Source organism: Chishuiella sp. (assembly GCF_032109125.1).
Lineage (GTDB): Bacteria > Bacteroidota > Bacteroidia > Flavobacteriales > Weeksellaceae > Empedobacter.
The window spans coordinates 60,237-72,596 of record NZ_DAMCLZ010000002.1 but is presented as its reverse complement, the minus strand read 5'-3'; the positions used below and the strand labels follow the sequence as shown (position 1 = coordinate 72,596).

Genomic DNA, 12,360 nt, shown 5'->3' with positions numbered 1-12,360 from the left:
ACTATGAAAAAAATTGCTATTATAGGAGCAGGAAATCTTGGGATTGCTATTGCAGAAGGCTTAATCAAGAAAAATACCTTCCGAGCAGAACAGATTATTGCCACAAGAAATAATTTAGCTCAGCTACAACATCTCGAAAAACTAGGTGTAACGATTACCAAGGATAATCAGTTTGCAGTAAAAGAGGCAGATTATATTCTATTATGTGTAAAACCTTTCAAGGTTGAAGAAGTTTTACAAAAACTGAAAGACGATTTTACCTCAGCCAAAACTCTTATTTCTGTTGCAACTGGCGTTTCACTAAACACCTACGAAAATATAATTGGGAAAGACATTAATATTTTTCGTGCAATGCCAAATACAGCTGCTGCGGTAGAAGAATCTATCACTTGTATTTGTGGAAACACAAAAGACGAAAAAGTAAGCAACGAAGTAAAAATTATTTTTGATACTATTGGAGATTCAATTTTCATTAACGAAGAACTGATGAATGCTGCAACTGTAGTTGGTGCTTGTGGAATTGCTTATGTTTTACGTTTTATACGTGCTATGATACAAGGCGGAATCGAAATAGGTTTCGATGCACAAACAGCCACAAAAATAGTTGCACAAACAGTAAAAGGAGCATCAGAATTGTTAATAGAAAACGGATTGCATCCAGAGCAAGAAATAGACAAAGTAACAACTCCAAAAGGTTGCACCATTGCAGGACTTAATGAAATGGAACACCAAGGTTTCAGTTCTGCTTTGATAAAAGGAATCAAAACATCATTTGATAAAATATAAAATGGAAAAAAAATTAAAATTAATCTGGGATTTCTATGGTCCCGACGCAATACCAACAGCCAAACATCATGCAATTCATCTGAAACAATATGCAGAGAAAGAAAAACTACAAAGTACACTTTCTGATTTTGTGGAGGTAGAACCAGAATATGCGGTTGCTTATTTGGTGGTTGTAGAATCGGAAATGATACAGGTACGCGATGCTTTAATTCCGCACCGTGGCGAATGGCACAACGATTAAGCTATTTTTTCTTTGGGCGGTTGACACGGCTATTCGCTGTATCTTTGATAAACAAATGGGACTTTTTTATTTTGTAAGAAGTTCCATTTTTTATAAAAGGATGTCGCTGCTATCCGTACCGCAAAACTCTTATAATTAATATATTGATTAATAAAAATATACTATATTTACGGAGGTATATAAATTAATTGTAATCTTTCTAAAAAACACAGTTAAATCATATGAATGACAAATACATTTTATTGTTAAAAAGACAACTTGAAGAAGTAGAAAAAATTGGAACTAATGAATCAACAGTTAATGAACGATCTTATGGTGTTGAGGCTTGGAAAAGTGCTACAATTTCGATACTCGAAACAATTTTTGGACAAAAAAGTAAAAAAATAGAAGAGATTGAAAAAATTGAATTAAAAAGTCGTGTTTCATTAAATGGACCAACAATTTATTATGTTCAAACTGTTAAAGAAAGAGCAAGAGCAATACTAAATGCTTGCATAACTGAGTTAGAAATTTTAGGAAACCCAAACCAAATATATACGGGAGAAAAAGAAGGATTGAATCTTAATATTACTCAAAATCAACAAAATACCCAAACTGTTAATTTGAGTATTATTATTGAAGAATTGAGAAAAGAATTAAATGGAAATCAACTTGAAGAAATTCAAAATATATTAGATTCCGAAGAAACTACTGAAGAGAAAAAGAAAAGTATTGGTTCAAAACTAAAAGATTTTGGAATTAATACATTATCAAACATTATTGCTGGAATTATTACAAATCCATCAATTTATTCGTAAAAAGACTATAGATAACATAAGTTTTGCAAAATGGCTGGTCAAGGCTAAATGAATGTTTGTACACCATTTACTGTCAAATGCATTTCCCGTTAGTTGTAATACTCCGCAAAAAACCATATAAATGAACGAAACTCAGAAATTTTGTAACATTGCTCGAAAACGCTCTGAAGAAAATAAAAATGCATTCAAAATCTTATATCAATCAAATTTATATGGGCAAACAATATCTGTATTGAGACAAGAAATAGATACTTTAGTTAGAATCCTATTTTTACTAAATCAACCTGTTAGTGTTAGAACAGAACTAATAAACCAGACTTTTGAAGGAAAAAAATGGAAAATTGGTAAAACCCAAATTACTGATAAAGTAATGGTAGAGCTTGCAGATGAATTAAATGGTTGAACAAGAAATGTTTATAAATTTGGTTGCGGCTTTATCCATTTGTCAAATTTTCATGATTATCAAAATGAAAATATATTTGATAAATTAGAAGAAATTGACAAGAAAAACATTATTAGTTATCTAAATACATATCACGGTTTTGGATTTGAAGGAGAATTAAATACTAAATCAATAATTCCATATTTACCAAAAATTTTTGACAAAATTCGAGGAAATCTTGAGTGTTATATTGAATACTTAGAAAAAAAAAAACATTGACTAACGTTAACATCAGTAACTGTTGTACAACTGTAATTTTGAGATAAAAACTAAAATTAGTAAATAACAGTAATTACATAAATTAGAAATTAACATGTTGTGCATTTTGTTTATTTTATTAACAAAACCGTCATTTAGAGTGGAATTCTGTAAGAGTTTTGTATTGAGAAAAAAGGTTTTGAAGATAAAATTCTATTCTCGATACAATTTTTCTACATTTTATTCCGAAAAATTACTCGAATTGACGAATTTTAATTCAAAATGCACAACAGGTTAGAAATTATAATTATTTAATCATTTTACTAAATATAAATATCTTTTATAAATTAAAATAACAACATGAAAAACCTAATCTTACTAATATTTATATTTACTTTTTCGCTACAATCTTGTGGACAAAATACAGAATTAGGAAAAGATAAGTTAAACTTAGAAAAGTTTAATTTAAACTTTAATGTTGCTAAATTCTATGCCAATGAAATAGAGAAAGAACAAAAATATGAAGAACAAAAAGATTTAACAATAGAAAAAATACGCGAAAAAAAACATACTGAAAAAGAAATTAAGAAATTGGATGAAAAATTATCTGAACTTAACAATTTCAAATGGATTAAAATAGACACTATATATAATGCCCCTTATAATTATGATTATTATAATCGTGAAAATCCTATTGGTATTCAGTACAATATGGGAAGTTGGAAGAATAGTGATAATTTAGGTTATTATGGAAAAATGCATTTTGAAAAAATTGAAATGACTAAAAGTTTCGAAGGAGATTTTATGGCATTAGTAGCTTTAAACGAAAGCAAAGGAACAAATGATTTCAAACAACTTTTGAGTTTTATAGAACAAAAACATGGTAAAGCAATTGTAAAAGAATATGATTTTTTTGGGTCGTACTTTGTTTATTTTTGGGAATTAAAAGACCATTTATTAGCAATTTCTTCAAAATACGATAACAAAAAAAATACATTGAAATTAGATTTAGAAGTTTCAGAAAATAATATAAAAGTAGATACTACTAAACATCCAACAATTAATACAACTTTATTCATCCTCAACAACAAATATAAAAACGATAGTATTCTTCGAAATTTTAATTTAGGAGATTGGTTATTTTTCAACAAGATTCTTGATAAAAAATAATCTCAATACACATAAATATTTTTTAACCATTTAAAATTAACAATCAACTAATTAGGTATTAAATTTGATTGTAGTACAAGTAAATATTATAATCTAAATTATGTAAAAAAATAATATTATGGGTATTAAAAATGTAACAGTTGCAGGTAGTGGTGTATTAGGTTATCAAATAGCTTTTCAGACAGCTTTTCATGGGTTTAAAGTAATTGTTTATGATATAAATGATGAAGTTTTAGAAAAAGCTAAAACAAAATTTAATGGTTTAGCTAATAGTTATAAAAGTGATATCAATGCAAGTGAAGAACAAATAAATGCAACTTTAAAGAATCTTAATTATTCTTCTAATTTAGCTGAATCTGTAAAAGATGCAGATTTGGTCATTGAAGCTGTTCCTGAGAATCCTAAAATTAAAATTTCATTTTATGAAAATCTAAGAGCAGTAGCACCAGAAAAAACAATTTTTGCTACTAATTCATCTACTTTGTTGCCTAGTCAATTTGCTGATGTTACTGGTCGTCCAGAAAAATTTTTAGCTCTTCATTTTGCAAATCAAATATGGAAACGAAATACTGCTGAAATTATGGGTCATCCCAAAACTGATAAAGGTGTTTATGATGAAGTTGTTGAATTTGCAAAAGCTATAGGAATGATTCCTATAGAATTGCACAAAGAACAGCCTGCTTATGTGCTTAATTCTCTTCTTGTTCCTTTATTGGATGCTGCAACAAATTTATTAGTTAATGATGTTGCAGATGCCCAAACTATTGATAAGACATGGATGGTTGCAACTGGTGCTCCTATGGGACCTTTTGCTATACTAGACATGGTAGGTTTAACTACTGTCTATGATATAAATAAATTGGAAGCAGATTCTACTAAAGATCCTCTAAAAATAAAAGTTGTTGAATACTTTAAAGATAATTTTATTGATAAAAATAAATTAGGAACATCTACAGGCGAAGGATTTTATAAATATCCTAATCCTGAATTTGAACAGAAAGATTTTTTAAAATAAATTAATATATGAATTAGTATTTTAACTTTTGTTGATTATAAGTTTATTACTTAGTCTAATTTTTTTAATAATATTTAAATTACTTACCAGAATAGTAATTTAAATATTATTAACTAACTATTATCTATATTTTTATTAACGACTTCATTAAATTTTTTTTCATAATCTTTAAATTCTGTGCCCATTAATTTATCCCAAAATCTGAAATACAAACCATAATTTCCTTTAATATTTCTATGATGCATATTATGATGTACAGAAGTATTTATTATTTTAAACAAAAATGTTTTTGTTATTTTTTTAGGAAAAATTTCATAACCTAAGTGACCGTAAACATTAATTAATAAAGATAAATTAACCGCAATAAAAACAGCAAGAGGATGTATAGGAATTATAAATAAAATAATGTAAAAAACTGATGATTCTATAAATGCTTCTATGGGATGAAAAGAATAGGCTGAAAATGGTGTTGGATTTATAGATTTATGGTGAATAATATGTATATACTTAAATATTATTTTAATATGCATCAACCTATGCATCCAATAAAACCAAGTATCTTGAATAAGAATACATAAAAATATAGTGAATAAAAAATATAATTTTGAATGTTCATTAATATTTGTGTATAAAAAACTATAGTTAATAAGTGATGTTTTAAAAATTACAGTTACAAAAAATGCAAAAAAAACTATACTCAATAGAGAATATAAAAACTCTCGCATAATATCTTTATTTATTGTATTTTTTTGTTGTATTTTTTTATAGGTCATTTTTTTTTTCAAAAGAAAATAAAAAAGAAAATAAAAACAACATGACACTAATAAATATGGAATAAGATGTTGTAAAAGAGTTATTCTATAAAATAATATATACTCTAACATAATATAAATGATAACTTTTATTTAAAAAAAAATAGTTGCAGATTTTTCTGCAACTATTGAGCCTAAATAAATTTTATTTAATTATTTAGTATTTATTCCATTATGTTCAGCTCTTTCTATAGCCCAAGCAAAAGCATTAGCTGTAAAAATTGAATTATAAACATTCATTCTATATGCTGTAGCACCATTTCCATAATTAGGTTTGGGAATAGGGAAGTTACTACTATTTAAATAAAATGGACAGATAGTATTTGATGTACCTCCATCATTTGAGTTAAAACCTCCATCTCCCATCCAAATGAAATTTAACGTATTATGCTTAAACCCCGTAACACGACCAACATTTCCTGTAGGTGTTGCTGTAGAGATATTTGTATCACCTGAATAAACTGTTATTCCACTTGTAGGTAATCCAAGTGCATATTCAGTAGAAGAAGCATCTTCTCCCCATTGCATTCCTCTAATATCACCAAAAGGACCATTTAAAATAGCATCATTAGTTAATGGTAATTTATATAAAGCTCCTGCAGAATTAACTGAAGTTGTAGTAACAGATCCATCGAAAACAGCTCTTAAAATATTTTGTGAACCGGTACCACTTTCTATAAAAGCTAATACTACCCCTCCTTTGGCTAAATAGTTTGCTATTACCTGAGCTTCTGCAGTACTTGCTCCCCAATCAAAACCTATAACAATAATATCTACAGGATCGCTTCCTGTTGTCCAATTAGTAAGCTGAGTAGCATTTGGAGATCCACCTCCATTTATAATTTGAGTCCAACCATCATATTTTACAACACTATTTGCTAAAGCTCCATAATTAGCTGGTGTTGTAATTAATTTATTTGATGCGGCTGTACCTGAAAAATTGTAACCATAACCATTAGGAGAATTTCCTATTGTTAATAATCTTTTTCCAGGTATTACAACAATTACATCCACATTACATGTAGTTGAAACTGCCCCTTGACTGTCTGATGTAATTGTCATTTTTTTTGTTGTAGTTGAAGTAGGTGTACCTGTCCCATTTAAAGTAACATTCTGACTTCCTGTAGCTGTAAATACTCCAGATCCCGTAAAAGAAATTCCATCAACGGTATTTGTCGTTATCGTATAACTACCTAAAGTCGCTACATTTACAGGTAAAGTTATCGTATTACTTGTTGTAAGTGCTGTACCTACTTTATAAACTCCATTAACTATTGCTGAACCACAACTTAATGTATATTGTCCAGAAGCTGACATTACAGTAATTGTTTTTACAGGTGTACAACTTATTTCAACGTCATTTGCATTTATAGTCAAATTATCAGTTTGTGCTTCAATTGGAGTTCCTTGACCAGTAACCTGTATAGTATATGTTCCAGAATTAAGAAAAGTTCCTTTTCCTTGAAAACTATATCCATTAGTTGTTGTTATTGTAACATTATATTCACCTGGCTTAGTAACTGTTACAGGTATGTTTATATAATTAGAATTTGTTAAAGACTTTCCTTTTATGTAAGAACCTATAATTGAAATAGATGAACAATCAAAAGTAAATTGAGATTTTCCCAAAGAACCACATAAACTTTTCCATTCCTTATCAATATTATTCCAATAATTATAACAATCTTCTGTTGTATTGTAAATCATTAAACTATTTTGATTAGTCCCCATATTAGGAGTTAATTGATTATCTCTTTCTTCCTCCGTGTAGCGTTGAATAATAATTCCATTATACGAATCAGGAGTAGAATTAGTGAGGATATTTCTTTCAGAAACATGTAAAGCTGTATACTCAGTAGGTTGTTCAGTGTTTATTCCCACTTGAGCAAAAGTTGAAAGGCTAAAAGCTATTAGCATAAATAATAAATGTATTCTTTTCATATACTTCAGATTTTTTGGTTAAAGTTTAAATAAATTATAATTTGATTATTAAGTTATTTTTTTTATTTAATCCTATTTTAAAACTTACATTAGTACTATATAAGTTACTCTATAACATGTTGTTGCGTAAATGTAATGTTTTTATTTTAATTAATAAATAATTATTTGTTTTACATTTGTTAAGCAAATTTATAACCTATTAATTTAAGATTTTAATGAAGTATAAACAATTTACTGTAATTGACTAATACCAATATAAAGCATTAAAAAACAAACCATTAAACAAACCATTTACTGTAATTAGCTATAAAAATGATAAATACTGAATTAAGAAAGCAAAAAATTGTTGAATTAAAGAAAGAATTAACAAATAGATATATTTATCTCATGTGTATTATCTTTTTCTTTTATTCTTTATATTTTTTATTTTATATAAAAGATAATTTTATGGGAATCTATTTGTTATCTGCTACATTGACATTAACAATAATTTGTTTTTTTCTTCAAAAAAATTATTGTGTTCAAAAAATTGTTAGAGGCTATTTACTAATTGCTCCTTTATACAATATAATTGTTATATTAAAATTTTGGCCTTATTCTGTTGCTTCTTTTGTATGGTTAGTACCTATTCCGTTAGGAGCTTACATTTTTTTTTCAAAAAAAGAAGTTATATTCTTCAGTAGTTATTCTTTACTAATAATTTTTATTACCATTATTTTAGCTTTCTTATTTCCTAATTTTTATATAAGAATTTCAAAAGAAAAAGTTTTAGTTTTAGATACATTTTTATTTATATCAAACATTATAATTTGTGCTCATTTGATTCATTACAAAGATAAAATAAGAAGTCTAGAAATAATTTCTGAAATTGAAATTCAAAAAAAAATAGAATTACCAATTTCCTTAGATAAAAAAGAATTAGAACAATATCAAACTATTTTTAAAAAGATTGATATACTAATGACTGAAAAAGAATTATATAAAAATCCTAATCTAAACATCTCTGTATTAAGTGCTATGATAAAAGTTAATAGTAGTTATATTTCTAGATGTATAAGACATCAAGGATTTGATAATTTTAATAGTTATATAAACTCTCATAGAATAGAGCATGTAATAAGACTAATACAAAACACAGATTTAGAAAAAGTTACACTTTTATTTATATATACAGATGCTGGTTATAAAAGTCAATCTACTTTTAATAGAGTATTTAAAGAAATAAAAGGTATAACACCTTCTGAATATATTCAAATAAACAAACCTTTATAAGCCTATTCATAATATAAATACAATATATCAATTTAACCAAATTATTTATTTATTCATAATAATTAAAACTTTTGATTTACAAATCGTTAATTTTTATATTTTTGTTTTATCAAAATACTAAATAACATTTAATTATGAATAAATCGATTACTCCAACTGACCTATTTTTGGGGATTCTTGCACTCTTATTAATCAGCGTAAGTTTTTATCAAACTTGGCTTGGTTTAGAACAAATTTTTGGGCCAGCATCATTTATTATTGCTTTAGTATTATCATTATTATTGCTTTTCTTGTGTTGGATGCTAAGAAATGCGAAATTAGAAGGTAAACCAACTGGCAGTCTTGTTGGGATTTATATTTTTATTGCTTCTTTTTGTTTTATTGCAAACTTTAATGCTTTGTATACTCGATTTATGAGAACGGATATTTATACAACCGAGCTTCGTGATATCGATAAATCATACACTGATTTAGAAAATAATGTTGAGTCGAAATTGAGTTATAAATACAACAAAGAAACGACACAAAATATAGAGATTAAGAAAAAACAATTAATTGAACAAATTAAGGATCCAGGAAATTTAGGAATTGGAACAAGAGCACAATCTCTTATAAAAGATATTGAAAAATTGACTGGTCAGAAAGTTGATTTATTAACTCCTGTTGTAAACGACTATGAAGATTTGGCTGAAAGAATGGGAAAACAAATTGATAATATTATTTCTGACTTATCTCCTGATGAAAGATCTTTGAAAACAGATTTGGATAATGCTGCTGTGAAATGGGACAAAAAAATTCAGGATTTATTAATCTTACCTAAAAAAGAACAAGACGAAAAATCACAAGCTCTTATTGATGAATCATTATCAGAATACAACAAACTAGGAAATAGAGCTCAAACTGTTCTTGGTAAATAAAAATTTGAATTTCAACCACTTGTTTCACAAACACAAGAAGTTGGTAAAATTGGTTTTGCATTTCAACATGCTATTAAAAACTTCGGAATTTACCAATTTGTGGTTTTAGCTGGTTGTATTTTATTAGATTTTGTTATCGTAATTATTATTTTACTCGTTACAGACCAAAAAAATAATGGAAACAATGGAAATGGAGGTAGTGTGTTTAATAACAAAAGAAGTGGTAAAACTTTAATCCCTAATAACTAATTTTATGATGGATGATAACGAAAATCTGAAACCATTATCTTTTGATAATGAAGAAGAATTAAAACCTTTTTCTTTTGATAATCATCAAAAAAGTGATGATGATTTTGTACCAATGGCAAAAGGAACATCAAACGAATTGAAAAATAAAGATAGTAATTTCATTTTTTTCTTCGGAACTGCCGAATCGGGAAAATCTGTAATTCTATCGTCAATGTTATATTATCTAAAATCGCAAGCTGGCGTTCTTAGACCAAGAATCGGTACACCGAATTCTAAAGAAGCCAATGTATTATTATCAGATTTTTTCGAAAATATTCGACAAGGTATTTTACCTAATAGAACAACACGCGATCAAGTTACTCGATTGGATTTAGTTTTTGAGCCAAATAATAAATCAAAAAAAGTACACCCAATTAACCTTACGTTTCTTGAAACATCGGGAGAAAATCATAATGAAATAAGACGAGGTGGAAATTATCATAGTAGTATAGAATCTTATTTGAACGCCAATATTCCATTAACTTTTATTGTAGTTACAAGTTATGATTCTGCTCACAAAGAAGATGCTTTAATCAACGAATTTATAGATGAATTAGAAAGAAAAGGGAAAAACATAAAAGCAATTAACCTTGTTTTAGTTATTTCTAAATGGGATAAATCTGGTAAAATGGATGTTGAAAGTGCTGAAGAACTAGATAATTTTATTTACGATAGATTACCAATGACTGCCCAACGAATAGATACATATGGTTTAAGTAAATCTTACTATACGATTGGTAGTATTACAAATTCTAGCGGGCAAGAAAAAATTAGTTTACTAAATCTTTCGACAGCAGAAGTATTGTCTAAATGGATTTATAAAAACATTGTTGGTTATGATTTAGATTACGAAGGTACATTTTGGGAGCGTTTAAAATTTAGTTTTAAAAATTAATGAATAACAATTACTTTATTTCAGTTTTTGGAACTTTTGGTAGCCCGAATGGGTTTAACCAATCTTTCTTGTTTCTAGAAGACAAAACTATTGCACAAAGTATTAAAAAATTTGATTTGAATACAAATGCAATTATGTTATTTCCGAATACAAAATTATATTCTATTCGAAAAGATAACATAGGAGCAAATAAAATCATTTCTTACACGATTTATACGTACGCCAAAGAACCAAATTCTGATAGAAGTGGTTCTTTCATTGGTTCTGGTTTATCTTTTATTGATCAAATTACTGAAGAAAGTATTAGCATTAATTTACTGAATGATTTTCATCAAAACCTCATCGAAAAAAATTTGAATAATGAAACACTTGTCGTAAATCATTCAAAAGATTTTTCAGTAACTCAGCCTAAAGATTTTGATAAAATAAATTATAATCTTAAAACGGTTGATGGTGTCAATTTTAATCAAAATTCGAATAAAATTCTTGTTGTTTATTGCTTAACATCATTAAATCAATTACAATCATATTTCAAAAAATCATTGAATTTATTGAGTGAATATGATACAATTTATTTTACACAAGACAAAGAAATTGCTGAATATGTAAATTCGAAAAAAATCTTTGAAATAACAGATGAAGAAGGTTTTAAAAAAATAATTGATGAGGTAAAAGAAAAAAGAAAACAAGAAATTCTATCTAAAATAAATGATTTGCAACAAGCAAAAAATAGTTTAGAAGTTGATAGAAAAGCTCTTGTAGAAAAGCTTAAAATTCAGATTGAACAAAATGAATTAAAACAAAAAGAAAACGAGAAAGTAATTCAAGATTCAAAAACTGATTTAAATACAATCAACCAAAAGTATTCTATTTTTTCGTCTAAAATAGATGAGCTTGTACATTTATTACAAAAAAATGAACAATTAGAAACTGTTCAACAATTATATGTAGAAAATAAAAATATCTTTTTAAAAAGTATTCAAAATAAAGATGAACTTCAACTGATTTCTTCATTAAAAAAACCTGAAGTTTCTTCTAATTTTAATCTACCTAAAAAAGAGAATAATAATAGTACGCTTTATCATTTTAATGAAAATAAAACACAATCTCAACATCAGCCAAAAAATTCTAATTCTTCAATTTTTAAAATTTTGAGCTTATTTTTCGGATTGATTATAGTTGGCTTGTTAATTACTTATTTCTTCATATTACCTAAAACTAATCCCATACCAACACCACCAATTGCAGAAACTGCAATTACACAAGATAGTTTACAAAACATAAATAAATTAAATCCTTTACCAAACTCTGAAATAGATTCGGTAGAATTAAAAAAGATAAATCTAAAGTTAGTCAAAAACTCTAAAATAGATAGCGTTGCTAATTTTATATTCAAAGCAAATCCGAGTAGCATTACAGAATTTTATAAGTATCAAAAAACTGATTATAAAACATTTTTATATGAAAAAAATAACAGTTCTTTTAACATTGAAAATCAAGATACTATTTTCGTAGATTCTCTTAAAATTATTCCTAATTATAAGAAATAGAAAATTATTTAAATGAATTTCTTAACAATTTATGTT

At 26.8% G+C, this 12,360-nt stretch carries 12 protein-coding genes; 10 read left to right on the top strand and 2 right to left on the bottom strand.

Translation table 11 applies throughout. The annotated features are described in order from the left end of the window. Window positions 1-3: 3 nt before the first annotated feature. The 6 genes from proC to RT575_RS03205 all read left to right on the top strand — a co-directional run bounded on the left by proC (window position 4) and on the right by RT575_RS03205 (window position 4,649). Complete coding sequence (gene proC / locus RT575_RS03230; protein ID WP_313578767.1) at window positions 4-786, top strand: pyrroline-5-carboxylate reductase; 783 nt, start codon at window positions 4-6, stop codon at window positions 784-786. A 1-nt stretch (window position 787) separates the two neighbouring features. Beyond that, window positions 788-1,027 carry a hypothetical protein gene (locus RT575_RS03225; RefSeq protein ID WP_313385209.1) on the top strand — a complete coding sequence of 80 codons (240 nt, stop codon included), beginning with the start codon at window positions 788-790 and terminating at the stop codon, window positions 1,025-1,027. 221 nt (window positions 1,028-1,248) lie between these two features. After that, window positions 1,249-1,824 (top strand): hypothetical protein, encoded by a 576-nt coding sequence (locus RT575_RS03220; protein WP_313578765.1) that lies wholly within the window; start codon window positions 1,249-1,251, stop codon window positions 1,822-1,824. A 121-nt stretch (window positions 1,825-1,945) separates the two neighbouring features. Further along, entirely contained in the window at window positions 1,946-2,227 is a 282-nt protein-coding gene (locus RT575_RS03215) for a hypothetical protein (RefSeq protein ID WP_313578763.1), read from the top strand. 597 nt (window positions 2,228-2,824) lie between these two features. Next, a complete protein-coding gene (locus RT575_RS03210; protein ID WP_313578761.1) occupies window positions 2,825-3,634 on the top strand; it encodes a hypothetical protein in 810 nt (269 codons plus the stop codon). 118 nt (window positions 3,635-3,752) lie between these two features. Continuing rightward, complete coding sequence (locus RT575_RS03205; protein WP_313578759.1) at window positions 3,753-4,649, top strand: 3-hydroxyacyl-CoA dehydrogenase; 897 nt, start codon at window positions 3,753-3,755, stop codon at window positions 4,647-4,649. A 113-nt stretch (window positions 4,650-4,762) separates the two neighbouring features. Here RT575_RS03205 and RT575_RS03200 read toward each other — a convergent pair whose 3' ends face one another. Continuing rightward, window positions 4,763-5,422 (bottom strand): sterol desaturase family protein, encoded by a 660-nt coding sequence (locus RT575_RS03200; RefSeq protein ID WP_313578758.1) that lies wholly within the window; start codon window positions 5,420-5,422, stop codon window positions 4,763-4,765. A gap of 192 nt (window positions 5,423-5,614) precedes the next feature. Beyond that, the gene (locus RT575_RS03195; protein WP_313578756.1) at window positions 5,615-7,402 is read right to left on the bottom strand and encodes a hypothetical protein; all 1,788 of its coding nucleotides are present in this window, start codon (window positions 7,400-7,402) and stop codon (window positions 5,615-5,617) included. A 447-nt stretch (window positions 7,403-7,849) separates the two neighbouring features. Here RT575_RS03195 and RT575_RS03190 point away from each other — a divergent pair, with 447 nt between their 5' ends. From RT575_RS03190 to RT575_RS03175, 4 genes are all read left to right on the top strand, one after another. Continuing rightward, a complete protein-coding gene (locus RT575_RS03190; RefSeq protein ID WP_313578754.1) occupies window positions 7,850-8,674 on the top strand; it encodes a helix-turn-helix domain-containing protein in 825 nt (274 codons plus the stop codon). A 134-nt stretch (window positions 8,675-8,808) separates the two neighbouring features. Continuing rightward, the gene (locus RT575_RS03185) at window positions 8,809-9,591 is read left to right on the top strand and encodes a hypothetical protein (protein ID WP_313578753.1); all 783 of its coding nucleotides are present in this window, start codon (window positions 8,809-8,811) and stop codon (window positions 9,589-9,591) included. A gap of 253 nt (window positions 9,592-9,844) precedes the next feature. Next, the gene (locus RT575_RS03180; RefSeq protein WP_313375491.1) at window positions 9,845-10,774 is read left to right on the top strand and encodes a hypothetical protein; all 930 of its coding nucleotides are present in this window, start codon (window positions 9,845-9,847) and stop codon (window positions 10,772-10,774) included. After that, entirely contained in the window at window positions 10,774-12,324 is a 1,551-nt protein-coding gene (locus tag RT575_RS03175; RefSeq protein WP_313578752.1) for a hypothetical protein, read from the top strand. Before RT575_RS03180 ends, RT575_RS03175 begins: the two co-directional genes overlap by 1 nt. The last annotated feature ends 36 nt before the right edge of the window (window positions 12,325-12,360 follow it).